At 62.9% G+C, this 26,037-nt stretch carries 22 protein-coding genes and 1 tRNA gene; 8 read left to right on the top strand and 15 right to left on the bottom strand.

The genetic code is table 11. The features are described 5' to 3' along the window. The first annotated feature begins 131 nt into the window (after positions 1-131). On the top strand, positions 132-2,657 hold the full coding sequence (locus AC3ISR_RS04125; RefSeq protein ID WP_463983218.1) for a PepSY domain-containing protein: 2,526 nt from the start codon (positions 132-134) through the stop codon (positions 2,655-2,657). A 135-nt stretch (positions 2,658-2,792) separates the two neighbouring features. Here AC3ISR_RS04125 and AC3ISR_RS04120 read toward each other — a convergent pair whose 3' ends face one another. The 4 genes from AC3ISR_RS04120 to ptsP all read right to left on the bottom strand — a co-directional run bounded on the left by AC3ISR_RS04120 (position 2,793) and on the right by ptsP (position 10,031). After that, the gene (locus AC3ISR_RS04120) at positions 2,793-4,334 is read right to left on the bottom strand and encodes an alkaline phosphatase D family protein (RefSeq protein ID WP_463983217.1); all 1,542 of its coding nucleotides are present in this window, start codon (positions 4,332-4,334) and stop codon (positions 2,793-2,795) included. A 193-nt stretch (positions 4,335-4,527) separates the two neighbouring features. Further along, a complete protein-coding gene (locus AC3ISR_RS04115; RefSeq protein WP_192297728.1) occupies positions 4,528-6,240 on the bottom strand; it encodes a PTS fructose-like transporter subunit IIB in 1,713 nt (570 codons plus the stop codon). Between the two features lie 11 nt (positions 6,241-6,251). Continuing rightward, the gene (gene pfkB / locus AC3ISR_RS04110; protein WP_192297729.1) at positions 6,252-7,172 is read right to left on the bottom strand and encodes a 1-phosphofructokinase; all 921 of its coding nucleotides are present in this window, start codon (positions 7,170-7,172) and stop codon (positions 6,252-6,254) included. Then, complete coding sequence (ptsP, locus tag AC3ISR_RS04105) at positions 7,173-10,031, bottom strand: phosphoenolpyruvate--protein phosphotransferase (RefSeq protein WP_463983216.1); 2,859 nt, start codon at positions 10,029-10,031, stop codon at positions 7,173-7,175. It abuts the gene before it with no gap. 293 nt (positions 10,032-10,324) lie between these two features. Here ptsP and cra point away from each other — a divergent pair, with 293 nt between their 5' ends. Both cra and AC3ISR_RS04095 read left to right on the top strand, forming a co-directional pair. Next, positions 10,325-11,320, top strand: a complete 996-nt coding sequence (gene cra / locus AC3ISR_RS04100; RefSeq protein ID WP_463983215.1) for a catabolite repressor/activator — start codon at positions 10,325-10,327, stop codon at positions 11,318-11,320. Between the two features lie 2 nt (positions 11,321-11,322). Continuing rightward, positions 11,323-12,099, top strand: coding sequence for a TatD family hydrolase (locus AC3ISR_RS04095; protein ID WP_192297732.1), 777 nt, complete (start codon positions 11,323-11,325; stop codon positions 12,097-12,099). On the opposite strand, the gene AC3ISR_RS04090 is transcribed toward AC3ISR_RS04095, so the two are convergent. From AC3ISR_RS04090 to AC3ISR_RS04070, 5 genes are all read right to left on the bottom strand, one after another. Beyond that, complete coding sequence (locus AC3ISR_RS04090) at positions 12,046-12,477, bottom strand: hypothetical protein (RefSeq protein ID WP_192297733.1); 432 nt, start codon at positions 12,475-12,477, stop codon at positions 12,046-12,048. The two genes, AC3ISR_RS04095 and AC3ISR_RS04090, sit on opposite strands and share 54 nt — an antisense overlap. Positions 12,478-12,604: 127 nt before the next feature. Then, positions 12,605-13,309 (bottom strand): methyl-accepting chemotaxis protein, encoded by a 705-nt coding sequence (locus tag AC3ISR_RS04085; protein ID WP_370694906.1) that lies wholly within the window; start codon positions 13,307-13,309, stop codon positions 12,605-12,607. Positions 13,310-14,793: 1,484 nt separating this feature from the next. Beyond that, a complete protein-coding gene (gene ampE / locus AC3ISR_RS04080; protein ID WP_192297735.1) occupies positions 14,794-15,630 on the bottom strand; it encodes a regulatory signaling modulator protein AmpE in 837 nt (278 codons plus the stop codon). Then, on the bottom strand, positions 15,627-16,190 hold the full coding sequence (ampD, locus tag AC3ISR_RS04075) for a 1,6-anhydro-N-acetylmuramyl-L-alanine amidase AmpD (protein ID WP_463983214.1): 564 nt from the start codon (positions 16,188-16,190) through the stop codon (positions 15,627-15,629). Before ampD ends, ampE begins: the two co-directional genes overlap by 4 nt. A 49-nt stretch (positions 16,191-16,239) precedes the next feature. Further along, the gene (locus AC3ISR_RS04070; protein WP_463983213.1) at positions 16,240-18,402 is read right to left on the bottom strand and encodes a DUF1631 domain-containing protein; all 2,163 of its coding nucleotides are present in this window, start codon (positions 18,400-18,402) and stop codon (positions 16,240-16,242) included. 234 nt (positions 18,403-18,636) lie between these two features. On the opposite strand from AC3ISR_RS04070, the gene nadC reads away from it, so the two are divergent. Then, a complete protein-coding gene (nadC, locus tag AC3ISR_RS04065) occupies positions 18,637-19,485 on the top strand; it encodes a carboxylating nicotinate-nucleotide diphosphorylase (protein WP_192297738.1) in 849 nt (282 codons plus the stop codon). 62 nt (positions 19,486-19,547) lie between these two features. On the opposite strand, the gene AC3ISR_RS04060 is transcribed toward nadC, so the two are convergent. The 4 genes from AC3ISR_RS04060 to AC3ISR_RS04045 form a co-directional block, all read right to left on the bottom strand. Further along, positions 19,548-19,853, bottom strand: a complete 306-nt coding sequence (locus AC3ISR_RS04060) for a DUF6388 family protein (RefSeq protein WP_192297739.1) — start codon at positions 19,851-19,853, stop codon at positions 19,548-19,550. 137 nt (positions 19,854-19,990) lie between these two features. Then, a tRNA-Thr gene (locus tag AC3ISR_RS04055) sits at positions 19,991-20,063 on the bottom strand. Positions 20,064-20,102: 39 nt separating this feature from the next. Next, positions 20,103-21,506 carry an O-antigen ligase family protein gene (locus AC3ISR_RS04050; protein ID WP_192297740.1) on the bottom strand — a complete coding sequence of 468 codons (1,404 nt, stop codon included), beginning with the start codon at positions 21,504-21,506 and terminating at the stop codon, positions 20,103-20,105. A 35-nt stretch (positions 21,507-21,541) separates the two neighbouring features. Further along, positions 21,542-21,955 carry a pilin gene (locus AC3ISR_RS04045; protein WP_192297839.1) on the bottom strand — a complete coding sequence of 138 codons (414 nt, stop codon included), beginning with the start codon at positions 21,953-21,955 and terminating at the stop codon, positions 21,542-21,544. 202 nt (positions 21,956-22,157) lie between these two features. Here AC3ISR_RS04045 and AC3ISR_RS04040 point away from each other — a divergent pair, with 202 nt between their 5' ends. The 4 genes from AC3ISR_RS04040 to yacG are packed head-to-tail and all read left to right on the top strand — an operon-like array spanning position 22,158 to position 25,046. Then, positions 22,158-23,366: a type II secretion system F family protein gene (locus AC3ISR_RS04040; protein ID WP_463983211.1), complete on the top strand. Its 1,209-nt coding sequence runs from the start codon at positions 22,158-22,160 to the stop codon at positions 23,364-23,366. Beyond that, positions 23,363-24,229, top strand: a complete 867-nt coding sequence (locus AC3ISR_RS04035; protein ID WP_463983210.1) for a prepilin peptidase — start codon at positions 23,363-23,365, stop codon at positions 24,227-24,229. Before AC3ISR_RS04040 ends, AC3ISR_RS04035 begins: the two co-directional genes overlap by 4 nt. Beyond that, positions 24,226-24,849, top strand: coding sequence for a dephospho-CoA kinase (gene coaE, locus AC3ISR_RS04030; RefSeq protein ID WP_192297743.1), 624 nt, complete (start codon positions 24,226-24,228; stop codon positions 24,847-24,849). Before AC3ISR_RS04035 ends, coaE begins: the two co-directional genes overlap by 4 nt. Continuing rightward, positions 24,846-25,046 carry a DNA gyrase inhibitor YacG gene (gene yacG / locus AC3ISR_RS04025; protein WP_017737928.1) on the top strand — a complete coding sequence of 67 codons (201 nt, stop codon included), beginning with the start codon at positions 24,846-24,848 and terminating at the stop codon, positions 25,044-25,046. The genes coaE and yacG overlap by 4 nt, the downstream gene beginning before the upstream one ends. Here yacG and AC3ISR_RS04020 read toward each other — a convergent pair. Then, entirely contained in the window at positions 25,043-25,258 is a 216-nt protein-coding gene (locus AC3ISR_RS04020) for a hypothetical protein (RefSeq protein WP_003171680.1), read from the bottom strand. The two genes, yacG and AC3ISR_RS04020, sit on opposite strands and share 4 nt — an antisense overlap. 65 nt (positions 25,259-25,323) lie before the next feature. After that, complete coding sequence (locus tag AC3ISR_RS04015) at positions 25,324-26,013, bottom strand: energy-coupling factor ABC transporter permease (RefSeq protein WP_192297840.1); 690 nt, start codon at positions 26,011-26,013, stop codon at positions 25,324-25,326. Between the last annotated feature and the right edge of the window lie 24 nt (positions 26,014-26,037).

Here is a 26,037-nt window from a genome sequence, read left to right as displayed (position 1 = left end):
AGCCTCACGCAGCACAAAGCCCCACGCATCGGATGCGTGGGGCTTTTGCGTGTTGAACAGAATGTTTCTCGACAAGCCACGGCATAATGCGCGCCGTGTCCTACATACCCAGATAGACGAGGCGGTCAGACGTGTTGAAGAAAACCCTGTTCCAGTTGCACTGGTTCTTCGGCATCAGCGCCGGGCTGGTGCTGGCCTTGATGGGGATCACCGGGGCTGCAGTGTCGTTCCAGGATGAAATCCTGCGCGCGCTCAACCCCACGGTACTGAGCGTGGAAAAACGCGAAGCCGGTGTGCTGCCGCCCGCCGAACTCGTGCGCAAACTCGAAGCCACCGAAGGCAAGACCGTCTCCATGCTTTGGGTGGAAAACGATAGCGGCAATGCCGCACGCGTGTTCTTCACCCCGCCACCGGGCGAGCGCCGCGGGCAGATGCGCTATTTCGATCCGTACACCGGCGCCTACATGGGCGACGCCGTCGGCCAGGACGTGTTCGGCTTCCTGCTGCAATTTCACCGTTTCCTCGTGATGGGCGACACCGGGCGCAACATCACCGGCGCGTGCACGCTGATCCTGGTGTTCTTCTGCCTGTCCGGGCTGTACCTGCGCTGGCCGCGCCAAGTGGCGAACTGGCGGGTATGGCTGACGCTGGACTGGCGCAAAAAGGGCCGCAGCTTCAACTGGGACCTGCACTCGGTATTTGGCACGTGGTGCCTGCTGGCCTACCTGCTGGCGGCGCTGACCGGCCTGTATTGGTCCTACGACTGGTACAACCAGGGCCTGACCAAACTGCTCTCCGACGCGCCGCAGAACGAACGCATGCGCAAGCGCGGCCCACCACCCGCTGGCCCGGCGCCAATCGCCAACTACGACGCGCTGTGGAGCAGCATCTACAGTCGCGCCGGTCCTGGCTTGAGCGCCTACAACATCCGCATGCCAGCCGTTGCCGGGCAACCGGCCACTGTCTACTACCTGCTGCAGGACTCGCCCCACGACCGCGCGCTGAACCAGATCAACCTGGACCCGGCCAGCGGCGAGGTCAAATCCCACGACCGCTACGCCAGCAAGACCCTCGGTTCCCAACTGCTGACCAGCGTTTACGCCCTGCATACCGGCAGCTATTTCGGCCTGGCAGGGCGGATTATTCTCACCGTCAGCTCGCTGCTGATGCCGTTGTTCTTTATCACCGGCTGGCTGCTGTACCTCGACCGTCGCCGCAAAAAACGCCAGGTGCGTGATGCGCGCAAAGACCTCGGCGCCAACAGCAGCGAGGCCCCGGCATGGCTGATCGGCTTTGCCAGCCAGAGCGGGTTCGCCGAGCAACTGGCCTGGCAGACCGCCGGCCAATTGCAGGCCGCCGGGCTGCCAGTGAAGGTGCAGCCCCTGGGCAGCGTCAGCCAGGACGACCTGCGTCAGTCCGAAAACGCGCTGTTCGTGGTCAGCACCTTCGGCGACGGTGAAGCGCCCGACAGCGCCCGTGGTTTCGAGCGCAGCGTGCTCGGCCAGGACCTGTCTCTCAAGGGCCTGAACTACTCGGTGCTGGCCCTGGGTGATCGGCAATACGAACACTTCTGCGGGTTCGCCCGGCGCCTGCATTTCTGGCTGACCAATCAGGGCGGCAACGCGCTGTTCGCCCCGGTTGAAGTCGACAGCGGCGACACCACCGCCCTGCGCCACTGGCACCAGCAACTCGGCGAACTGACCGGCCACACCCCCACCACCGCCTGGCCAACGGCGCAGTACGAAAACTGGACCCTGAGCCAACGCACCCTACTCAACCGCGACAGCGTCGGCGCCAGCGTCTACCTGCTGGGCCTCACCCCGCCGTCGCCGCAGACCTGGCAGGCAGGCGATCTGGTGGAAGTGCTGCCGCGCAATTGCCCGTGGGCCATCGAACACTTCCTCGAAGGCCTCGGCCTGAGCGGCAGCGACGGCGTGTTGATCGACGACCTCGCGCACACCCTCGATCAGGCCCTGGCCACCCGCCAACTGCCGACCCATCGCGCCCATCTGGTCGGCCTGCACGCCCAGGCACTGGTCAACGCGCTGGTGCCACTGGGCATGCGCGAATACTCCATTGCTTCGATTGCCAGCGATGGCGTGCTGGAGCTGATCGTGCGCCAGGAACGCCACCCCGACGGCAGCCTCGGTTTGGCGAGTGGCTGGCTCACCGAACACGCCGCCCTCGGCTCGGCCATCAGCCTGCGCCTGCGCCGCAACAGCGGCTTCCACCTGCCCGACGCGCCGGTGCCGCTGATCCTGCTGGGCAACGGCACCGGCCTCGCCGGCCTGCGCAGCCTGCTCAAGGCACGCATTGCCGACGGCCAGCAGCGCAACTGGCTGCTGTTCGGCGAGCGCAACATCGCCCACGACTACTTCTGCCAGGACGAGCTGCAAGGCTGGCTGGCGAGTGGGGATCTGGCGCTGCTGGACCTGGCGTTTTCCCGCGATCAAGCGGAAAAGATCTACGTGCAGGACCGCCTGCGCGAATCGGCGGATGTGCTGCGCAAGTGGCTGGCCGAGGGTGCGGCGATTTATGTGTGCGGCAGTTTGCAGGGCATGGCGGCCGGGGTGGATCAGGCGCTGGCGGATATTCTGGGCAGTGACGCCGTGGAGCGGTTGATCGAACAGGGCCGTTACCGTCGCGACGTGTACTGACCTCTGCCAGACACTAAAGATCAAAATGTGGGAGCTGGCTTGCCTGCGATAGCGGTGAGTCAGCTTGCATATCTGCTACTGATAGACCGCTATCGCAGGCAAGCCAGCTCCCACAGGTTTTGACTGCATTCCAAGTCAGACAGGTTGGAGTTTTTGCTGGAACACTGACACGCCATCCAGATCCCGCAAGATCACCGTCAACTCCGCCGTCTGCCCATCAATCTGCACCTCGCCAAAAAACTGGAACCCGGCAAACGGCGAAGTGTTCTGCGCCGGTGGTGCTTTCTCGAACACCACTTCTGGTCCAAAGGTTTTATCCAACGGATTGGGCCCAAAGCTGCCAGCATTCAGCGGCCCCGCAACAAACTCCCAGAACGGTTCGAAATCCTGGAACGCCGCCCGGTCCGGGTGGTAGTGATGCGCCGCGCAGTAGTGCACATCGGCGGTCAGCCACACATGGTTGCGCACCTTCTGCGCCCTTAAAAAACCGAGTAACTCGGCGATCTCCAGCTCACGCCCTTGCGGTGCGCCGGGGTCATTGTTGGCGATCGCCTCCCAGCGCGGCACGCCCGGGCTGACCTCACCATCCGGCACGCCCAGGCCAATCGGCATGTCGGCAGCGATGACTTTCCACTGCGCCGTGGACGCCTTGAGTTCGCGCTTGAGCCAGTCCAATTGCTCACGGCCCATGAAGGCTTTTTCGCCGCCCAGGTTGTCATCGTTGGGCCCGCGATAGCTGCGCATGTCCAGTACAAATACATCCAGCAACGGCCCGTAGCCGAGCTTGCGATAAATCCGCCCGCCGCCGTCGGCGCTCTGCCGGCGCATCGGCGAATATTCCAGCCAGGCCTGGCGGGCACGGCTCACCAAGGTGTTGATGTCCTTGGTCCGGTAGCGCTCATCGAGCTGCTTGCTCGGCGACCAGTTGTTCACCACCTCATGGTCGTCCCACTGCCAGATCTGCGGCACCTCGGCATTGAAGCGGCGCACGTTTTCATCCAGCAGGTTGTAGCGGTAATTGCCGCGATAGTCATCGAGGGTCTCGGCGACTTTGCTCTTGGCTTCGCTGGTGATGTTGCGCCACACGCGTCCGCCCTCCACCGCGAGCTGCGCGGGCACCGGGCCGTCGGCGTAGATGGTGTCGCCGCTGTGGATAAAGAAGTCCGGCAGGCGCAGGCGCATGGCTTCATAGATGCGCATGCCGCCGATGTCCGGGTTGATGCCGAAGCCTTGGCCAACGGTATCGCCGCTCCATACAAAACGGATGTCGCGCCGCTGTTGCGGCACGCTGCGCAGGTGGCCGAACCAGGGTTCGCTGGCGACACCGGTCTGGGCGTCTTCGAAGTGCACGCGGTAGAAGATCGCCTGGTCGGCGGGCAGCCCGGTGAGTTCGACGCGGGCGGTAAAGTCGCTGCGATGGTCGGCCAGGGGCGAGATGGATTTGCGCGGGTTGCCGAACGTGCTGCGGGTGTCCCACTCCACCACCATCCGTGCCGGGCGGTCGCTGCGGCTCCAGATCATCGCCCGGTCGCCAAGCAGGTCGCCGGACTGCACGCCATCGGTGAGTTGCGGGCGGTCCTTGACCGAAGCGATCACCGCCGGCGCCAGGCCCGGCAGCAATAACCCGGCGCCGACGGCTTGCATCACGCGGCGACGGCCGAGATCGAAGTGGCTCATACAGGTGCCCTCTTGAATATCAAAAGGGCAACTTAAACATGCAGGGATGAAGCGGATATGACACAGGCCTTGCGATCAATGAAGATCAAACGGTGGGAGCGGGCTTGCTCGCGAAGGCGGTGGGTCAGTTAGAACATCTTTGACTGACCCACCGCCTTCGCGAGCAAGCCCGCTCCCACCGTTTTAGACTGCGTCAGGCTTTAACAGGTGCGACCGACAACTCGACCACTTCCGGCCGCTTGATCACCGCATACACCAACCCAGTCAACACACTCCCCGCCACAATCGCCAGCAAATACAGCAACGCATGGTTCATCGCATTCGGGATGATCAACACAAACAACCCACCGTGGGGCGCCGCCAGTACGCAGCCGAAATACATCGACAACGCGCCGGTCAACGCGCCGCCGGCCATGCTCGCCGGGATCACGCGCAGCGGGTCCTTGGCGGCAAACGGGATCGCGCCTTCAGAGATAAAGCACATGCCCAGGATCATCGCCGCCTTGCCTGCCTCGCGTTCGGTCTGGGCAAACTTGCGCCGCGCCAGGAACGTAGCGATGCCCATGCCAATCGGCGGCACCATGCCGGCAGCCATGGTCGCGGCCATCGGTGCACCGCTGTGGGCGGCCAGCAGGCCGACGGAAAACGCATACGCCGCCTTGTTGATCGGCCCCCCCAAGTCGACACACATCATGCCGCCGAGCAGGATGCCCAGCAGCACCGCATTGGTAGTGCCCATGGTGCTGAGAAAATCGGTCAGGCCCACCAGCATGCGCGCCACGGGTGGGCCGACCAGGTAGATCATCGCCAGGCCGGTGAACAGGCTCGCCAGCAGCGGGATGATCAGGATCGGCTTGAGCGCCTCCAGGCTCTGGGGCAATTTCACCGCACGGGTGATCAGCTTGACGCAATACCCCGCGAGGAAACCGGCGAAAATCCCGCCGATAAAACCGGCGCCCAAGGTGCCTGCCAGCAGGCCGCCGATCATGCCGGGGGCGATGCCGGGACGGTCGGCAATCGAGTAGGCGATGTAGCCCGCGAGCAACGGCACCATCAGCATGAAGGCGCGGTCGCCGACGGTTTTCAGCGCGGCAGCCAGCGTGCCTTCCTGTTCAAACGCGTGGATACCGAACACAAACGACAACGCGATCAACAACCCGCCCGCCACCACCATCGGCAACATGAACGACACGCCGGTGAGCAGGTGCTTGTACACCCCGGTCTTTTCCGACTTGGCAACCGTCGCGCTGGCGCTGCTTTCCACCACGCCTTCGGCCAGGGCCTTGTTCAGAATCGACTCGGACTGCTTGAGGGCAATGCCGGTGCCGCAACGGTAGATCTTCTTGCCGGCGAAGCGCTCGGTGGCGACTTCGATGTCGGCGGCCAACAACACCACATCGGCATTGGCGATGGCCTCCGGGCTCAACGGCGTGCGGGCGCCCACCGAGCCTTGGGTCTCGACCTGCAGGTCATAACCCAGGCGCTTGGCGGTTTGCTGCAAGGCCTCGGCGGCCATGAACGTGTGGGCCACGCCGGTTGGGCACGCGGTGACCGCGACGATGCGCGGCGCATTCGGCGTGGCCTGTTCGGCGGCGACATACACCACCGCTTCTTCGGCACCCCGGCGCAACACCGCCTCGACATCCGCCAGCGCCTGGGCCGGCGTGCTCTGGAACACACGCTTGCCGACGAACCGTTGCATGTCCACCGGCGCGCTGCTGACCAGCAGCACCCACTCGGCATCGTCGATGATCGCCTGGGACAACTGGCGTTCCGGGCGCTGCACGTCGACCACTTCGACGCTGGTGCTCCAGCCCTGGCGTTGCGCGGCGGCGTCCAACAAGCGGGCGCACAGCACACTGGTGACCATGCCGTTGGGGCAGGCAGTAACAATGGCTAACTTCATGACAAACCCTCTTATTGTTCTGTCAGCGCGCGTACATCGACGCCGCTTTCGAGACGCGCCAGCTGCGCGTCATCGCTGATGCCAAAACCGATCTGTGTCACCGCCATCGCGGCAATCGCCGTGGCGCGGCGCAGGGTCTGCTCGGGTGTGTCGCCACTGAGCAAACCGTGGAGCATCCCGGCGAGCAGCGAGTCGCCCGCGCCCACGGTACTGGCGACAGTGACCTTGGGCGGCGTGGCATGCAGCGCGGTGCCAGGGCGGTACCAGTTCACACCGGCCGCACCATCGGACACCACCACGTGTTCCACGCCCAATCGATGCAATTGGCTGATGGCATCGCTGGCGTTGCCCAGCGCCTCGGCCAGTTCCTCGGTGTTGGGTTTGACCAACCACGGGCCCGCCTGCAAACCGGCGCGCAACGCTTCGCCGCTGGTGTCGAGGGCAACTTTCAAACCGAGGTTTTTCAGGGTTACCAGCAAACCGTGAAACCACTGTGGGCTGACACCGCGCGGCAAACTGCCAGCGACCACCACCGCATCGAATTCAGGGCCGATAATCTCGACCATCTTGAGCAGTTCCTTTTGCGCCCGCTCATCCACAAACGGCCCCGGTGCGTTGATGTCAGTGATCCGGCCGTCCTGTTCGGCGATCTTGATATTGCTGCGGGTTTCACCCGCCACGCGGATAAACGCATCACTAAAACCACGGCGGGCGATCAGGGCGTTGAATGCCTGGGGATTTGCCTCGCCGAGGAAACCGCCCACGCTCACCGAATGCCCCAGGTCGGCCAACACCTGCGCCACATTCACGCCCTTGCCAGCGGCGTGGGTCAGCACGTTGTCACTGCGATTGACTTCGCCCGGTTCCAGGCGCGCCAGGCGCACCGTCAGGTCCAACGCCGGGTTCAGCGTCAGGGTCAGAATCCTTGCCATTTACACGGCCTCCACAAGGGCACGCACTTCGGCGGGCGAACCCACCGCAAGCGCTTTTTGCGCCAGGCCCTGGGCCTCGCTCAGACTGAATTCACGCACCCGCGCCTTCACTTCGGCAATGCTGCGCGCCGAAACGCTCAACTCATCCACCCCCAGGCCGATCAGCACTGGCACCGCCAACGGGTCCGCCGCCAGCTCGCCGCACACGCCGACCCATTTGCCATGGGCATGGGCCGCACGCACGGTGATGTCGATCAGTTGCAGCACCGCCGGGTGCAGGCCATCGGCCTGGGCCGACAGGGTCGGGTGGCCGCGATCGATGGCCAGGGTGTATTGGGTCAGGTCATTGGTGCCGACGCTGAAGAAGTCGACTTCCTTGGCCAGCACCGGCGCGAGCAAGGCGGCGGACGGCACTTCGATCATGATCCCCAGTTGCAGGTCGGCCACCGGGATTTCCAGGCGCAGGCGCTCGGTCATGTCGCGGGCGGCGCGCCATTCGTCGACGCTGCCGACCATGGGGAACATGATGCGCAGTGGACGGTTGTCGGCCGAACGCAACAGTGCCCGGAGTTGCGCTTCCATGATCTGCGGACGTTGCAAGGTCAGGCGAATGCCGCGCACGCCGAGGAAAGGGTTTTCTTCTTCGGCAATCGGCCAGTACGGCAACGGTTTGTCGCCGCCCACATCAAGGGTGCGTACCACCAGCGGACGCCCGCCGAGGCCGTCGAGTACGCGGCGGTATTCGGCTTCCTGGGTGGCTTCGTCCGGTGCTTGCGGGTGAGCCATGAAGATCAATTCGGTGCGCAGCAGGCCAATGCCTTCGGCGCCCTGCTCCACCGCGCTGGCCACACCGGCGCTTTCGCCGATGTTGGCGAACACTTCCACGGCGTGGCCGTCGCGGGTCAGTGCCGGTTCATGGCGCTGGGCGGCGGCGGCTTGCAGGCGTTGTTCGCGGGTGTCGCGCTCGACGGTGGCACGTTGCAGGGTGGCGGCGTCGGCGTCCACATGCAGGCGACCACGCTGGCCATCCAACAGCAGCGGCGTGCCGGCGGCCAGCAGCAACACGCCAGCACCGGCGCCGACCAGCGCCGGAATCCCCAGGGCGCGGGCGACGATGGCGCTGTGGGCGGTCGCGCCGCCACGGGCAGTGAGGATGCCGGCGACGCGCGCCGGATCAAGCCGCGCCACATCGGAGGGGCCGACTTCGTCCATCACCAGAATGTAGGGCTCGTTCGGCTCCCTGGCGGTTTCGACGCCGCACAGTTGCGCCAGCACACGGCGGCCGATGTCACGCAGGTCGGCGGCGCGCTCGGCGAGCAAGGCGTCCTGCAGCGACTCCTGCTGTTTGGCGGCGGCTTCGATCACGCTCATCCACGCCGCTTCGGCGCTTTCGCCCTGCTTGAGGCGGGTGTCGACTTCATCGGTGAGTTCCGGGTCGTCGAGCATTTCCTGGTGGGTGATGAAAATCTCGCGGATGGCCTTGGATTGGCTGCGCTCGATCAAGCCTTGAATGTCGCGACGCACATCGGCCAGGGCATCTTGCAGGCGCTGGCGCTCGATGGCCGAAGATTCGCCGCGCAGCGGGTAGTCGAACACCTGCTGAACCTGGATATGCGCCGGGCCGATGGCAATGCCCGGCGCGGCGGCGATGGCCTGGATCTGACTGCCGCTGGACGGCGCACTGAGCACCGGTTCGACCTCGACAGCAGCCAGTGGCGCGCGCACGGTCGGCAGCGGCTCAACCTCTTCGCCGAGGCCCGCTTCGACCGCCGCCAGCAACGCCGGCAGCGCATCGCCGGCAATCGTCGGCTCGGCAACAAATTCCAGCACCTGGCCGCGACGAGCACCGAGGCTCAGCAGTTTGCTCAGGCTTTTGACCGACACCGCGCCGACGGGGCCATCAATGATGCGCACGCGGATGTCGCCTTCAAAACTTTTCGCCAGTTGCGCGAGGATCTTTGCCGGGCGGGCATGCAGGCCATGGGCGTTGGCCAGGGTGATGCGGGCGTTGGGCCAGTCTGGCGGCAGTTCACCGCCGAGGACTTCGAGGACGGCGCGGCTGCTGGTGGCACGGCCCAGCTCCTGGCCGCGACCTTCGATCAGCAAGGCGCACAGGCGCTCGAGCAAGGCTTGGTGGGCTTCGCCGAGGCTGGCCAGGCAGAACAGGCCGTTGAGCGGCTGGCCGAGGTAGCGCATCGGTTTGTCCGGGGTGACAAACGCCAGGCCCGGACGCTTGACCGTTTGCTCGCTGTGCAGCCACCACAGGCCGTCGCCCAGGGGCAGCGCATCGACCTGCTGCAACACCGCGGCGAAACCGTTGCTCACACAATCGGCCTGGCGCAACAGGCGTGCGCCGCGCCACACCAGCTCTTCAAAATCGTCGGCGGACACGCCCAGGCTGATCATCTGGGCGTCCAGCGCCAGTTCCTGGGGCGCGCCTTGCAGCAGTTTGAGCAAGGCTTGCGCCGTACCGGCACGGCGCAGTGCCTGGCCGAGGTCGGTCTCACCGAGGGCCCGGGTCAGCAGTTGCAACAGGCGCAGGTGTTCATCGGATTTGGCCGCGATGCCAATCGCCAGGTAGACGATCTGGCCGTCGCCCCAGTCCACCCCTTCGGGGAACTGCAGCAGGCGCACGCCGGTGGCGAACACCTGGTCGCGGGTTTCGGGGGTGCCGTGGGGGATCGCAATACCTTGGCCGAGAAAGGTCGAGCCTTGGGCTTCACGGGCTTGCAAGCCACTGAGATAACCCTCGGCGACCAGGCCGTCGGCCACCAGTTTTTCAGCGAGCAGGTGCAAGGCTGCAGATTTATCCACAGCCACCTGGCCCATGGAAATCTGCTCGTGGGTGAGCTCAAGCATGCCGTTCTCCTAGTTAGTGCGATGGACGCACTAGGTATTGTTTTGAATAAACAGGGTAATAGCGCTTCAAAATAGCTGACTGAGTAGTCAATTGGCAGTAGCCACTCAGTAGCGAAGATCGTAAAAATACGCCTGCTGAAACGTTTAATCTAGAATTTATGGCAGATTACGCGTTAATTGAGCATCCTTGAAGAACCACTCGGCACTTGAGCTTGGACATTGGTCGTGTGCAGTAATCGGTTACGATTGGACAAAATGTCGGGGCACGCTCCAAAAAACAAGGAAATCCCGGTTTGAAACTCAGTGATATTGCACGTCTCGCCGGTGTGTCCGTGACCACCGCCAGCTACGTCATCAATGGCAAGGCCGCACAACAACGGATCAGCAACGCCACCGTCGAGCGTGTGCGGGCCGTGGTTGACGCCCATGGCTTTACGCCCAACCCCCAGGCCGCCGGGTTGCGCAGTCGGCATACGCGCACCTTGGGTTTTATCCTGCCCGACCTGGAAAACCCCAGTTACGCACGCATCGCCAAGCTGCTGGAGCAAGGCGCACGGGCGCGTGGCTATCAACTGTTGATCGCCAGCTCCGACGATGATGCCGACAGCGAACGCCAGTTGCTGCAACTGTTTCGCGCCCGCCGTTGCGATGCGCTGTTTGTCGCCAGTTGCCTGCCAGCCGGCGACGACAGCTACCGCGAACTGCAAGCCAAGGGCCTACCCGTGATCGCCATCGACCGGGTGATGGACGCTGCGGATTTCTGCTCGGTGGTCAGCGACGACCGCCGGGCCTGCCAGCACCTGACCGGCAGCCTGCTGCAACCGCTGCCCAAGCAGATCGCACTGATCGGTGCGCGGCCCGAACTGAGCATCAGCCAGGAGCGGGCCGCCGGCTTCCGTGAAGCGCTGCAGGGTTTCAGCGGCGAGGTGATCGTCGAACACGGCGAGTCGTTCAGTCGTGACTGTGGCCGACAACTGATGGAGCAATTACTGCAACGCCTGGGGCATTTGCCTGACGCGCTGGTAACAACCTCCTACGTGCTGCTGCAAGGTGTGTTTGACGCGCTGCATGACTTCCCGTTGAAGTCGCGCCCGCTGCGCCTGGGCACCTTTGGCGATACGCAACTGCTGGACTTCCTGCCGCTGCCGGTCAACGCCATGGCCCAGCAACACCCATTGATCGCCGATACCGCGCTGAAACTGGCCCTGGCGGCGATTGAAGAGCAGCAGTACCAACCGGGCGTGCACGCCATCGGCCGCACGTTCAAGCAGCGTATCCGCGAGGCTTGAGCGTGGAGCTGATCGACACCCACACCCACCTGGACTTCGCGGAGTTCGACAACGATCGCCGCGCCGTCCTCGCCCACAGCCGTGCACTTGGCGTGCGGCGCATGGTGGTGCTGGGGGTGTATCAGCAGAATTGGCAGCGGTTGTGGGATCTGGTGCTGGAGGATGAAGGCCTGTTCGCAGCCTTTGGCCTGCATCCGGTGTATCTCGATGACCACCGCCCCGCCGACCTGACCGAACTGGGCGATTGGCTCACGCGCCTGCACGGCCATCGGCAACTGTGTGCGGTGGGCGAGATCGGCCTGGATTACTTCCTCGAACAACTGGATCGCGAGCGCCAGCAAAGCCTGTTTGAAGCCCAGCTCAAGCTGGCGGTGGACTTCCAGCTGCCGGCGCTTTTGCACGTACGTCGCAGCCATGCCGCGGTGATCGCCACCCTCAAGCGCATCCGCCTGCCACGGGGCGGCATCATCCATGCCTTCGCCGGCAGCCGGGAGGAAGCCCGCGAGTACATCAAGCTGGGCTTCAAACTGGGCCTGGGCGGCGCGGCCACCTGGCCCCAGGCGCTGCGCATGCATAAGGTACTGGCACAGTTGCCGCTGGACAGCGTGGTGCTGGAGACCGATGCCCCGGACATGGCGCCCGTGATGTATCCGGGCCAGCGCAACAGCCCGGAGCATCTACCCCAGATTTGCCACGCCCTGGCCGAGCGGATGGGCATCAGCCCCTTATTGCTGGCTGAGGCGAGCACACGCAATGCGTGCGAGTTGTTCCATTGGTAGCACCGGGCTGACCGCTTCCAGGCTAAGGGTCAACCGCTGCCGGTAGCGCGCATAACGCAATGCCAGGCCATGCACCAACACCACCACCAGCGAAACATTGAGCTGCCCGATCACGCTGACCAGCCCGACCCACTCCGCCACCAGTGCCACGATCAGCACCATGCAGGTCAGCACCATCATGCCCGGGTGGACCAGCGCCCAATGGTCCAGCGTCCTGAGCTTGCGCAACTGCCGTGGGCAGCTCAGGTGCAAGACCCGCTGGCAATACGGACAGTCGAAGGGTTCCTTGATGGCGATGGCATTCAACTGCCAAGGCTTGAGTTCAAACGTGATGTCACAATGGGCGCAGTGCCCTTTGATGCCGACTGCAGTGGTCATCGCCGTGCGTCCCCAAAACCTGAATGTGAGAGAGGTGAAGTTTCGCCCATTCACACACCACGGAAAGAGCCTCAGGCAAATTAGGACATACACCACACGCCAAAAAGAAAAACCCTACACCAAGACCTTACACACGAAACGCCCCGATCAGCTGCTTCAGCTCGATCACCTGCATCGACAGTTGCCGGCTCGCGGTTTCGGTCTGATAAGCGCCCTGGGCCGCGTGTTCACCGGCGCGATTGATTTCGACGATGTTCTGGTCGATGTCATGGGCGACGGCGGTCTGTTGCTCCACGGCGGCGGCAATCTGCTGGTTCTGATCAACGATCATTCCTACGGCGCCTAGGATATTTTCCAGCGCCTGCTGGACTTTTTCCGACTGCTCCACGGTGCCATTCGCCATTTCATGGCTGCTGCCCATGGCTTTCACCGCAGCGGCGACACCGCTGTGCAAGCGGCTGATCATCTGTTCGATTTCTTCGGTGGAATGCTGGGTACGCCGCGCCAGGGTGCGTACCTCATCGGCCACCACCGCAAAACCGCGCCCCTGTTCACCGGCCCGCGCCGCCTCGATGGCGGCATTGAGCGCCAGCAGGTTGGTTTGTTCGGCGATGCTTTTGATCACTTCCAGCACGCTGCTGATGGATTGGCTGTCGGTGGCCAGTTGGTTGATCACCCGCACCGACTGGTCGATCTCCGAGGCCAGGCGCGCGATGCTGCCCTGCTGGGACTGCACCAGGCCACGGCCGCTGACGGTTTCATCGTTGACACTATGGGCACTGCTGACCGCCGCCGCCGCACTGCGCGCCACTTCCTGGGCGGTGGACGACATCTGGTTCATCGCCGTCGCCACCTGTTCGATCTGGCTACGCTGGCCGGATACCGCCTGGTTGCTCTGGGCCGATACCGTTTCCACTTGCCCGGCCTGGTGCTCCACCTGGCTGACGGTGTGCCCGACGCGCTCGATCAGGTCATGGATTTTTGCCACGGTGCCGTTGAACACCTGGCCGAGGTCACCGAGTTCGTCGCGGCTGTGGGCAACGAAGGTGACGGTCATGTCACCGGCCGCCACCTTGTCCATCATCGCGCCGAGGCGTCGCAGGGTGGTGCGGGTGGAGGCGTAGAAGCCCGCATATAAATAGAAGATCAGCAAAAACACCGCCGTCAGCGCCGCGACCAGCACCACCATATGCGTGCGGTTTTGCGCCAGGCGTTGCTCCAATTGGTGCCCGAGGAACGTCAGGGTCGCCTCATCCAGCTGGTAGGTCTGGGCCATCAACTGGCTGACGCTGTCATAGAAGCCCTGCCACGGCGCGTCGAGGGTTTCGGCCATCACCACCTGCTCTTCAAACAACTCGCTGGCGTGCTTGAGGCTGGCGTTGCTGGCCGTGGCCAGGCTGTCGAGCGCGGCGTGGGCGGCCTTGCTGGAGCCCAGGGCATCTTGCAGCTTCAAGGCGTATTCGCCATGGAGTTTTTCCAACTGCTGTAGCAGTTCGTCGAAGCGCGTGCTCGAGGATGAATTGAGAAAGCCCTGGCCGAGGGAGTAGGCCCCCATCGCCCGACCTTCACCCAGGGTCTGGGTGACCTGTGGGGTGACACTGGTGATCAGCTCGCTGAGTTGGCGCAGATCGCCCTGGGGGTCGCGGCTCAAGCCGGATTGGCTGGCGATGATCTGGCTGAGCATCTGCGCTTTGTTGGGCAGTTTGCCGATCAGCGCGCTTTTGCTCAGCAGCGAGGTTTCCTGTTGCTGGGCCTTGAAGGCCGCGATCAGCTCGTCGCGCTTGCCGTCAAACGCGGCGATTTGTTCGGGATCGGTGGTCATTGCGTTGAGGCTTTGCAGGCGGCTCAGCACACTCTGCTCCAACGCGCTGATCTTGCCCTCCAGGTCACCGGCCTTGCCGGATTGGCCAAGGGTCGCGTTGATTTGCACCTGGTTGTTCAGGGTTTCCAGGTCGCGGCGCAGGGCCAGGCTGCTGCCGAGCAGATCCAGGCTTTGCAGTTCGATGCGGGTGCCCTGGAATTCGCGCCAGGAATCGCGCACCAGATAATAGTTGGTGGCCAACATAGGCAGCAGGAACAGCACGCTGATCAGGCTGAACTTCATGCCGAAGCTCAAGCGATTCATCAGCGCAACGGCGGGATAGAGCAAGCTCTTCACGGGTGAACTCCCTTTCTTTTATTTTTATTGAGGTCAGGGCGACGGCAGAACGCCAGCATCTGTATAGCTCAATTTGAAAGGAAGTTTTGTAACGTAAGGTTAACGAGCGTTTGGCGCGGCAAAAACAAATGTGGGAGCAAGCCGGCTCCCACAAGGGTTTATGGCAATACGGTCCAGATCGCGAAGCCGGCATACCACAGCACCGCCGCGCGCAGCAGCAGTTCCCACAAGCGGTCCAGGCTGTTGATGCCGTCGGCCCCCACCACCGGCGGTGGGATTTCAGCGGCCACCAGGCCGACTTTTTCCACCAGTTGCGCGGCGCTGATGTCCCAGCTCAGTAGTTCGTGGAGCATCACGCGGCTGACGGCAACGAAGTTGCCCACCAGGGCAAAGCTGGCCGCGAGCAAGCGCACCGGCAACCAGTCAAAAGCATGACGCAGTTGCCCGGCGCGCTCGGCCACCAGCGGGTTCTTGCTGTGTTCGTTGGCCAATGCCAACAGGCGGTAGGCCAACGCGGCGACCGGGCCCAGCAGGAAATACCAGAAAATCACCGCAAAAAAGCTCTGATAGGCCTGCCACAGCAGGTGGCCCTGCACGCGTTCAAGCAGTTGCTCGCCACTGTCGGCGCCCAGTTGCAGGTCACGTTCGGCCACGTGTTCGGCGGCTTGCAGATCACCGCGCCGCCAGGCATCACGAAACGGCCCGAGCCCGGCCAACAGATCGCCTCGCCCCAGGCTGTAAATCACCACCAGCAAGTGCACCGGCAGCGCCAACAGGCCGTAGGCCACTGGTTCCAGCACCAGCAGCAACAATGCCAGCAAGGCCACCGGCAACAGCACCAACGCGGCCAGGATCAGCCACGGCCGCTTGCCCATGCGCGGGCTCGATTCCAGCCTGGCCAGCTCGCGCAGCCAGCCGCCATCACGCTGCAATCGTTGGCGCAGGGCCGAGAACTTCTCGATCCACACCGCCAGCACCAATACCAGGAAACTCATTGTGCGTGTCCTCCATCCTGCAAAGCGCTGCGAAAGCGCGTCCAATCAAAAGCCGGGCCGGGATCGGTCTTGCGCCCCGGCGCTATATCGCTATGACCACAAATACGTTGGCGGGTGATGCCTGGATACGCTGCCAGCAATTGGCGGGTCAGGTCGATCAGCGACGCATATTGGGCGTCGGTGTACGGCAAGTCATCCGTGCCCTCCAACTCGATGCCAAGGGAAAAGTCATTGCACGTCTCACGCCCTTCGAACGACGAGACACCGGCATGCCAGGCCCGGTCGACGCACGCGACAAACTGCGTCACCGCGCCGTCGCGCTCAATCAGAAAATGCGCAGATACCCGCAGGTCGGCAATCCCTTCAAAGTAGGGATGTTCCGTGACATCCAGGCGATTCTGGAAAAACTCTTGCACCTTGCCGGTGGCAAACTGCGCAGGTGGCAGGCTGATGTTATGCACCACCAACAGCGAGATTTCGCCGACAGGGCGCTCGTTGAAGTTGGGCGAAGGGCAATGACGGATGCCCTTGCACCAACCGCTGAGGGGGTCCAACTGCATACAGGGTCCTTGAGCGTGACAAAGTGTGACCAGTATGCCGCGTTCAAGCCTATGGTTGCGATGCCTTGGCGCGATTGAGTTGACGCAGGTGGCCCAGCACCGAGGCCAGCGCCCGGTCGAACAGCAACCCGTCGTCAAGCCTGCGCAAGGTGCCACGCTTGAATCCAAGCGCCAATTGCCCCACACGCTGCTCCAGCACCTTGAGCCCGGTGCGGTTGATGAACACGTAGCGATTGGCCGGCGCGACGATCGTCGTCAGCTTGCAACGCTGCACGGTGTCCGCGCCGTCCTGGAACTCGATCCAGTCACCGATGCGCGTCTGGTAGGCGTTGATCAGGTCGGGATCGTCACTCGGCAAATCCTCGGCGGCGTCGGGCAACTCGGCACTAAATACAAAGGGCTCGCGCACAACGCTCAAGGTTTCGACGCCGTCCAGTGGCTGCACGTGCAACGCTTGGAGGCGGATGAAGAATTCACGGGTGCTGAACGGGTCGAACGCCGCGCTGGTCAGGCCGTCGCGCAGAGCCTTGAGCAATCCCGGCAGCCGCGCCAGCAGATGCCGCCCGGCCTCGGTGTCGTCCTGCAGGCCCACGCTCCAGATCAAATCGTCCATGGTGCGCAACGCTGCCAGCCACTGCACCGACTGCTCGCCATGCTTGAGGCTGGCCAGCAACAGCACCTGGCTCCAGGCCTGTTGCAGGAATTGCACCACGGCTTGCGGCAAGGTCTTGCCCAGCAGCCGACGATTAAGCACATCGGCCACCCGCTGGCGGGCGGCGTCGGTGCGTACGCGCGTGTCTTCGGCATCGCGGGTGTGTTGCTCGACCAGTTCGCTGCGACGTTGCTCATCGGCGGTAAACGCCGTGAACTCTACGAGCAGTTGGGAAAAAATCGCCGGGTCTTCCACAAAATCATTCAGCAGACGCTGCACTACCTGCTCGATACGCAGGTAGAGGTAGTCCCGCGAATAATCTTCGCGAGGGCTCCAGCCCAGGGCAACAGCAGCGATTTCATTGAGCAGCCGCCGCGCCGGATGGCTGGCGCGGCTGAAAAAGCTTTTATCCAGCACCGCGACTTTCAGCAGCGGGATCTGCAATCGCGCGATCAACGCCTTGAAGGGGTCCGGCAGATTGCAGTCCTTGCGAATGAACTCGAACAACATGGCGATCAGGTTGATCACGTCTTCGTCCGCAACTTCCACCACCCGGGACTTGCCACTCTTGACGCTGACCCGGGTCAGCAGTTGCCCAAGCTGGTTGCGCAGGTCGACATCATCTTCGGTTTCTGACGCAGGCACGTATTGCTGCAAATGGGACAGCAGCCGCAACAGGTCGCGGGTGGCGATCGGTTGTGGTTCGGCGCTGGCTTCCAGGGTGGGCGCCACGCCGCCACGCACGGCCTTGAGCAATGCCTGTAGGGCGGCAAACGCTTGCTGGCCGTTCTCATCGAGCGGCGGATCAGCGTTCGGTGCGCTGTCTTCACGCAAGCCCTCACGGGCCGTTCGCCCGCCGGGACGCCGCGACGGTGCGGCCTTGAGCTCAGGCAATACGCCGGTGGCAACCAGCAATCGGTTGGCTTCGCCGTACAGTTGGTCGGCGTCGCTGAGCACGTATTTTTCAAACAGCTTGAGCATGATCAGCTTGACGCGGATCTCCACCCCAAGGCTGCGCCCCGCACGCAGGAAGAACTCACATAACAGCGCAGGCCCCAGCGGGTTTTCGCGCTCATCCAGGCACTTGTCCAGCAAGGCGCTCAAGCGCGCCGTCAGTTGGCCCAGGGCCAGGCCGTCGCGGTGTCGCACCCGCCCCAGCATGGCCTCCAGTGCCACGGCTTTTTCCAACTCATCGCTGGACGTGCCCGGCACTGCGTCGTAGGACACCACCGGCACCAACTGCCGCTCCCCCTGCCCGGCCAGGCCCAGGTTGGCGAAGGCAGCGAACAGCTGCTCCATGAACACACGCTCGAAATTCTTGCGCTTGAGGCGCAGGTCGCGCATGGCTTCAAAGAAAATGTGGTGATCGAGGTTGTTGCGCGCCTTGTCGGCCATCTCGAACAGGGTGTCGTCGGCGTTATCGAACAACTCCTGCAAGCCCTGCTGCAACTGCTGCGCCGCCTTGTCGCGAACCTGCAGCAACACCACCGGCAAGCGCGCGAGCGGCGATGGCGTGGTGTGTGCTTTGCTAATGGGCACCACCTTTCCGTCATAGTGCATCCTGGCCTCCTGATACGGCGGTGTCTGTTGGGGAATGATGGGGCGGGCGCTGCGCGATTCCAGTCATCACCAAGACGTCAAAGCTATGACGCCAATTGCAAGGCGCGAGATTATCTTGCAAAGAGGGGCAGTTGCGCCAGCGAACTCTGTCATTTGGCAGCAATTGAGCGGTGGGTTCTGGGTTCGGGCGCACACTGCCCCTATAATCGGGACACTTTGTTTGTGGAGCCTGTTATGCCGAATCTCCGTCTTGCCGACCTCACCGCCGAAATCGAAGCCAACGTGCGCCGCGCGCTGCTCGAAGACATCGGCAGCGGCGACATCACCGCGCAGTTGATCCCGGCCGAGCGGCTGGCCAAGGCCACCATCATTACCCGTGATGCGGCGGTGATTGCCGGCACAGCCTGGGTAGATGCCGTGTTCCGCCAGCTGGACCCACGGGTTGCGGTGCACTGGCAGGTGGCCGACGGTGAGCGTGTCAGCCCCAACCAGACGCTGTTCCACCTCGAAGGCCCCGCACGCTCGCTGCTCAGCGGCGAACGCAGCGCACTGAATTTCTTGCAACTGCTGTCAGGCGTGGCGACGCGTGCCCGGTTCCTGGCGGATTTTGTCGCGAGCACCCAGGTCAAGCTGCTGGACACCCGCAAGACCCTGCCTGGCCTGCGCCTGGCGCAGAAATACGCAGTCACCTGTGGCGGCTGCCACAACCACCGCATCGGTTTGTATGACGCGTTCCTGATCAAGGAAAACCATATCGCCGCCTGTGGTGGCATCGCCCAGGCCATTACTGCCGCGCACAAGATCGCCCCGGGCAAACCGGTGGAAATCGAAGTGGAAAGCCTGGAAGAGTTGCGTGAAGCGCTGGCGGCAGGCGCCGACATCATCATGCTCGACGAACTGAGCCTGGACGATATGCGTGAAGCCGTTCGTCTGAATGCCGGCAAGGCCAAGCTGGAGGCCAGTGGCGGGATCAATGAAAGTACGTTGCTGCCTATCGCGCAAACCGGTGTGGACTACATCTCCATCGGCGCGATGACCAAGGACGTGAAGGCGGTGGATCTATCGATGCGCCTCAGTATCTGAGGCCAGGCACCAGCCTGCTGTTGTGGCGAGGAGGCTTGCCGCCTCGCCACAACACGCTCGGCTCAGACCACCAGATTATTCATCTCGCAGTATTCTTCCCATTCGACGCCCAACACTTCGGCCGCCTCCTTGTGCAATGCCAAGCGTGCCTCTTCGAACTCTTCCGGTGTCGAGGTGTACTTGAGGGTCAATTCCCAAGGCTGCAGGCCCTGGCTCTCGGCCTCATCCTCGAATGCCCACTGGATCTGATCACGCCGGTCATCAGCGCTCAAATCCTTGATCTCTTCTTTAAGCTGCGGCGACTCCTCGATGTATTTGTCGAGGGCTTTGGCGTGCCGAACTTCCTGGGTCATTTCAGTTGTGGTCATGTCGTTCTCTTAGATCGAGGAATGGGGATGCATCTGGGTCATCAAGGTCTCGCAGATACAAAAGAGCGGGCGTGAATACCGGCTCGTCTGGCCTTCAGAACCATTCTTGGGATCATCTGAAAACAGTGCTGCCTTTTTGCCCGAGACAGGAATCGAACCTGCGACCTTCGCGTTACGAGTGCGCTGCTCTACCAACTGAGCTACACGGGCGGTGGGCTAAAGCTAGCACCGCATCGGGTGTCCGGCAACTCACGGACGTGGCAGCGCGATTACCCCCTGGGCCCAGAAGCGTGGCTGCAGGTGGTTATGGGTCGCATCAATGTAGCGCTGCTGCGCCTGCGTGATGTGCGGTACATCACGTGCAGCAACAAATATCAGCAGACCAACGGCCACGACACTCAGCACCGTCCATACACCCGCGACCATCGGCAGCGCGGCACCGCCCGGCACTCGCGGATGCAGCGCCAGCAGCCAACCCACCACCAGTGCCAGCCACAGTTGCGAGATGGGCATCACGATTACCCCATCGACCATCGACTGCACCAGCGCAGCGACCAAGGCCGCGAACAGGCACAGACGCAACAAATCCACACGCTGGGTCGACAACCCACGTTCACGCAGTACGCCAAGCGTGGCCCAACCGCCACGCCAGGCCAGCGCAATGACAACCAGGGTTGATGGCACACCCCATTCGCTGGCCCATTGCAGAATCGCCTGATGGGGATGGGCCGCAATCACGTTGGGAATATCGGCAAACTGCATCGGCCCGAACCCCAGCCAAGGCCGCTCGACGATCATATGCCAGGCCTGCCACCAGATCGGCCCACGCCCAGACAGCGACGTGGTGAGACGATCGCCGGCACCGCTGGACAACTCGATCCCCAAGTAGCCCGCCAGCCCCGTGAACAGCAGCCAGTACAGCAGCAACCCGCCGCCCGCCGCCGCCAGTTGCCAGGCCACCCAGCGCCGCCCTCCTGGCCCCAGCGCCGCCAGCAGCACCCCTGCCGTGCCCAGGCCCAGCCAAGTACCGCGCGTACCGCCGCTGATTGCGATCAACCACCATACGCACAGCAACGCCAACACCGCAGCGCGCACTGGGCGAGAGAGCGTGGGCAACAGCAAGGGAAGCGCCAGCAACGGCAGCGTGAAGGTCTGAAATTGACCGTAGAAACGTTTGTTGGAGAAGCCTGACAGCAGCAGATCCGGGTCCAGCAGGCGCTGGCCACTGGTAAACGCCAGCATGCCGGCATACAGGTACTGGGCCGACTTGACCAGGCACAGCAGCACCACGATCAGGATCAGCACACGATCCAGGCGCTCCCCCCCCTCGCGGCGCACCGCGGCAAACGCCACGGCAATCAGGCCGCAACTGATAAACAGTGCCACCTCGGTGAACGCCCAGAGCGGTTGGTGCGCCAGCCCCGAGGAAATCATCCCCAGCGCGATCACCAGCGCCAGGCCTATGGCGGCGGGCCGATCCAGCCACGGCCCGTGGTTGACCGACAACCCATACAGCAGCGCGAGCAGCGCCAGGGCAATCTGGAGCGTGCGCTGAAGATCATGACCGCCGAACGGCACACAGATCCCCAGCACCAGCAGGCACACCGCCAGCACCAGGAAAACGTTACCGCGCTGCCGTATGGAAAAGGCCATCGTCCACCTCTACGTCCGTGTGGATGGTTGGGTCGTTAGGCGCCGTCGGCGCCACAGCCCTTGGCAACGTATTTTGCTTCAGCGCTGGTAACACACTTCCAGCCCTTGGTCGCATCACGGGTCAACGTGATGGTCTTGCCCAGCACCGGCGCCGGGGCGTCGAGGATTTCGCAACTGATGGAACCAGTGCCCGTGGCCACATCCCCCGCCACATCGATCTTGCAGTGGGCGGTCGGGCTAGTCCCACCGATCAGGGGGACGGTCGGCACGGTGCCTTGATTGAAGATGTCCTCGTAACCGGCTTTCAACGCGGTGATTTCCGCCAGCCCCGCCGTGAACTTGGCCTTGGCCTGGTGCGTGGTGTACATCGGCAGGCCGATGGTGGCCAAAATGCCAATGATTGCCACGACGATCAACAACTCGATCAGGGTAAAGCCTTTCTGACGCATCACATTCACTCTCCAGAATAGAACCTATGACAAGGCGCATCCTGCGCCCCGTAGTGTGCAGCCGCGCCAGTGTACTCACCCGCGAGCGGCCAATCGTATCCAAGACGCACATTCTGACATTTTATCGTGCACCACCCGCGTGCCCGAATCCGTCACCTGACTACGCTATAAATTCTCCACCACCGGCATGCGGAACAGTGACATGGACAACGCGTCAACGATCTACGCCTGGGAAGGCATCAACCGCAAAGGGCGCAGGGTGTCCGGGCAAACCGTCGGCCACAACCCTGCGCTGATCAAGGCGCAACTGCGCCAACAAGGCATCTGCCCCGAGCGTGTGCGCCAGCGCTCCCGTGTTTTTCCAGACCTCGCCCCACCGATCAAATCCGCCGACATCGCCCTCTTCACCCGACAGTTGGCGACGCTGCTGAAAGCCGGAATTGCGCTGCTGCAAGCCCTCGACATCCTCGCAGAGGGCTGCGAAAACCGGCGCATGCAGGCGCTGGTCAAAAGCTTGAAACAGGAGATCGCCGGCGGCAGCAACCTGGCCACGGCACTGCGTAAACAGCCGCGCCATTTCGATGCGTTGTACTGCAACCTGATTGCCGCGGGCGAGCAGGCAGGCGCCCTGGAAACCCTGTTGGAACGCGTGGCGCTGCACCTGGAAAAAACCCAGCAGCTCAAGGCGCGGATCAAAAAAGCCATGACCTACCCTGTGGCTGTGCTGGTGGTCGCCGGCGTAGTCAGCACGTTGCTGCTGGTGCACGTCGTGCCACAGTTCCAGACCCTGTTCGCCGGCAGCGGCAGCAAATTGCCCGGCTTTACCCAAGTGGTCATTGCCCTGTCGGAATTCCTGCGCAACGCCTGGTGGCTGCTCGCACTCGGCCTGGGCACGGCAGTGGCCGGGCTGCGCCGGGCCTATCGTGTATCCCCTGGGTTTCGTCACCGGCTGCAAGCCGGTTTGTTGAAAGCGCCCCTGGCAGGCACACTGTTGAAAAAGTCCGCCGTCGCCCGCTACGCTCGCACACTCTCGACTACGTTCAGTGCAGGCGTCCCCCTGGTGCAGGCATTGGACTCGGTCGCCTGCGCCGTCGGCAATGGGCCATTCAGACAAGCCATCGAGCGCCTGCGCGACGATGTATCCACAGGTATTCAGTTGAATCAATCCATGACCACCAGCGGCCTGTTTCCAGCCATGGCGATCCAGATGACCGTTATCGGCGAAGAGTCCGGCACGTTGGACCGCATGCTGGAAAAGGTGGCAAACCACTATGAGGCTGACGTGGACACACTGGTCGACCACCTCACCAGCCTGATGGAACCGCTGATCATGGTCATACTGGGAGGGATTGTCGGTGCGCTGGTGATCGCAATGTACCTGCCAGTCTTCCAGTTGGGGTCGGCATTTTGAGCTTGCTGCTGAGCGAACACCCTTGGGCCTTTATCGGCATGGCACTGGTGCTGGGCCTGATCGTCGGCAGCTTTCTCAACGTGCTGGTGTGGCGCCTGCCGAAAATGCTCGAACGCGAATGGCGCGCCCAGGCCCAGGAAGTCCTCGGCCTGCCGACCGAGCCACCCGGCCCGACCTACAACCTGATGCACCCCAACTCCTGCTGCCCGCATTGCAGTCAGCCGATTCGCCCCTGGGAAAATATCCCGCTGTTGAGCTTCCTGCTCCTCAGGGGGCGCTGCGCTCATTGCCGTGAGCCGATCAGTGCACGCTACCCCTGCACCGAACTGGCCTGCGCGCTGCTTTCGGCCGTGGTTGCCTGGCACTTCGGTTTTGGCTGGCCAGCGGCAGCGGTGATGCTGCTGACCTGGGGCCTGCTGGCCATGAGCCTGATCGATGCGGACCACCAACTACTGCCGGATGTGCTGGTACTGCCGCTGATGTGGATGGGGCTGGTCCTCAACAGTTTCGAGTTGCTGGTGACACTGCCCGATGCGCTGTGGGGTGCAGTGATCGGCTATATGAGCCTATGGACAGTGTTCTGGCTGTTCAAACTCGCCACCGGCAAGGACGGTATGGGTCATGGAGACTTCAAGTTACTGGCGCTGCTGGGTGCCTGGGGCGGCTGGCAGATCCTGCCGATGACCCTGCTGATGTCTTCATTGCTGGGGGTGTTTGTCGGGCTGATCCTGATGCGCCTGCGCAAGACCGAAGCGTCGACTCCGATGCCGTTCGGTCCTTATCTGGCAATTGCCGGCTGGATTGCATTGCTCTGGGGTGGTCAAATAACCGACTTCTATTTGCAGTCTGTCGGTTTCAGATGACCACTTCTGTTGCAACACCCTGGATTCTTGGCCTCACTGGCGGCATCGGCAGCGGCAAAAGCGCGGCGGCGCAACACTTTATCGACCTGGGTGTCGACCTGGTGGACGCCGACCACGCCGCCCGCTGGGTCGTCGAGCCTGGCCGGCCGGCACTGGCACGCATCGCCGAGCATTTTGGCGCAAGCGTGCTGCAGCCTGACGGCCAACTGGACCGCGCGGCGTTACGCAAGCTGATCTTTGAAATCCCCGAAGAGCGCCGCTGGCTGGAAGGCTTGCTGCACCCGTTGATTGGCGAAGAGATTCGCAGCCACCTGGCGCACGCGCAGTCGCCTTACGCGATCCTGGTGTCACCGCTGCTGATCGAGTCCGGCCAGCACAGCATGACCCAGCGCATCCTGGTGATCGACGTGCCGCAATCGCTGCAGATTCAGCGTACCCTGCAGCGCGATGGCATCAGCGAGCAGCAGGTGCAGGCGATCCTCAAGGCCCAATCGAGCCGCGAAGAGCGCCTGAGCCATGCCGATGACGTGCTGGTCAACGACAAGGACCTCGCCTGGCTGCACAGCGAGGTCGAGCGACTGCACCACTTTTACCTTACTTTGCGTGGAGGCCGATCATGAGCCAACCCTTGACCGTCGACTGCCCAACCTGCGGCGCACCCGTGGAATGGACAGCGACCAACCTCAACCGGCCGTTCTGCTCGGACCGTTGCAAACTCATCGACCTGGGCGCCTGGGCAGCTGAGGAACACAAGATTCCCGTGGCGCCGGATGCCGAGGACGAGCTGTTTTCCGAAGACCTGACGCCGCGCCACTAAGGCCGCATAAAGGCGTATTCCTGCTGGTCGTCGAGGTTTTCTGCAAGGTATTGCAGCTCGTCGGCCAGGTCTTCGAAACTGCGCACGCCCTTGCTCTGCTGCACCACCGCGCTGAGCATGGCGCGCAGGGTCAAGCCGGGGTCAAAACCGATTTCCTGCGCTGCGTCCTGGCTTCTGCGCAACTCCTGCCGTGCCCACTCATACACACTCATGATTCGTGCTCCTGGAAAATTTCGCAGAGCATGGGCCTGCGCGTGCCGATAGGATTTGATCTGGGTCAACGCCGCGAATCGTCGTCATTCCAGGGCGCCGAGAGGTAGCGGGTACGGTTGAAGGTCTCCAGCCATTCAGGGCAAAACACTACCAGGGCGCTGATGACCATGCCGTTGATAAAGGCTTCGGGAAAGATGATCAGCCATAGGTAACCGACAAAGTCTTCCAGCCATTCCGGCATGGCAAAACGTCCGTCGAACCACAGCAAGCCCAGCCCGAGCAGCAGACAGAGCAAGGCTGACAGGGCGGCGGCGAAAAAACCGGAGCAGAAGATATACACAAAGGGGTTGCGAGGCTGTGCGCGCTCCACCAGCAGCGCGCAGCCTTCAGTGACCAGCACCGGCAACACGATCAGCAGCAGGCCGTTGACGCCAAGCGCGGCCAGATCCTGGCGCCCCAGCAGCATCAAGCCGAGCTGGGCGGCAAAGCCACCGACAATGGCCAGGGGCCAATCCAGCAGCAGGGTCACGGCGGTCATGCCGATGAAATGGTAAGACACGCCGGTATCGAAATCCCTGCGTACCAACCAGAGCATGAACAGTGCGAACACCGTGCCGAACAGCAAATGCTGGCGCCGTCGGTCGGCGAACAGCTCGACCCACGGCGAACGCAAAATCGCCCACACCACCACAGGCACAAATAGCAGCCAGCCAAGGCCAAGGGTTTGTGGTGCGAGCACTGCAGCACTGATCACGGCGGCCCCCATGCTTGAATAACG

Source organism: Pseudomonas sp. GL_117, from assembly GCF_057835125.1.
This window is presented reverse-complemented; position numbering and strand designations above follow the sequence as displayed.

Excerpts from the sequence above, each read along its gene's own strand:
- AC3ISR_RS04020 (WP_003171680.1), bottom strand. The coding sequence starts at position 25,258 with ATGAGTGTGTATGAGTGGGCACGGCAGGAGTTGCGCAGAAGCCAGGAC.
- AC3ISR_RS04115 (WP_192297728.1), bottom strand. The coding sequence starts at position 6,240 with ATGAAGTTAGCCATTGTTACTGCCTGCCCCAACGGCATGGTCACCAGT.
- AC3ISR_RS04085 (WP_370694906.1), bottom strand. The coding sequence starts at position 13,309 with ATGTCGTCCACCGCCCAGGAAGTGGCGCGCAGTGCGGCGGCGGCGGTC.
- ptsP (WP_463983216.1), bottom strand. The coding sequence starts at position 10,031 with ATGCTTGAGCTCACCCACGAGCAGATTTCCATGGGCCAGGTGGCTGTG.
- nadC (WP_192297738.1), top strand. The coding sequence starts at position 18,637 with ATGCCGAATCTCCGTCTTGCCGACCTCACCGCCGAAATCGAAGCCAAC.
- coaE (WP_192297743.1), top strand. The coding sequence starts at position 24,226 with ATGACCACTTCTGTTGCAACACCCTGGATTCTTGGCCTCACTGGCGGC.
- AC3ISR_RS04120 (WP_463983217.1), bottom strand. The coding sequence starts at position 4,334 with ATGAGCCACTTCGATCTCGGCCGTCGCCGCGTGATGCAAGCCGTCGGC.
- yacG (WP_017737928.1), top strand. The coding sequence starts at position 24,846 with ATGAGCCAACCCTTGACCGTCGACTGCCCAACCTGCGGCGCACCCGTG.
- AC3ISR_RS04045 (WP_192297839.1), bottom strand. The coding sequence starts at position 21,955 with ATGCGTCAGAAAGGCTTTACCCTGATCGAGTTGTTGATCGTCGTGGCA.
- ampD (WP_463983214.1), bottom strand. The coding sequence starts at position 16,190 with ATGCAGTTGGACCCCCTCAGCGGTTGGTGCAAGGGCATCCGTCATTGC.
- AC3ISR_RS04070 (WP_463983213.1), bottom strand. The coding sequence starts at position 18,402 with ATGCACTATGACGGAAAGGTGGTGCCCATTAGCAAAGCACACACCACG.
- ampE (WP_192297735.1), bottom strand. The coding sequence starts at position 15,630 with ATGAGTTTCCTGGTATTGGTGCTGGCGGTGTGGATCGAGAAGTTCTCG.
- AC3ISR_RS04040 (WP_463983211.1), top strand. The coding sequence starts at position 22,158 with ATGGACAACGCGTCAACGATCTACGCCTGGGAAGGCATCAACCGCAAA.
- pfkB (WP_192297729.1), bottom strand. The coding sequence starts at position 7,172 with ATGGCAAGGATTCTGACCCTGACGCTGAACCCGGCGTTGGACCTGACG.
- AC3ISR_RS04090 (WP_192297733.1), bottom strand. The coding sequence starts at position 12,477 with ATGACCACTGCAGTCGGCATCAAAGGGCACTGCGCCCATTGTGACATC.
- AC3ISR_RS04060 (WP_192297739.1), bottom strand. The coding sequence starts at position 19,853 with ATGACCACAACTGAAATGACCCAGGAAGTTCGGCACGCCAAAGCCCTC.
- AC3ISR_RS04050 (WP_192297740.1), bottom strand. The coding sequence starts at position 21,506 with ATGGCCTTTTCCATACGGCAGCGCGGTAACGTTTTCCTGGTGCTGGCG.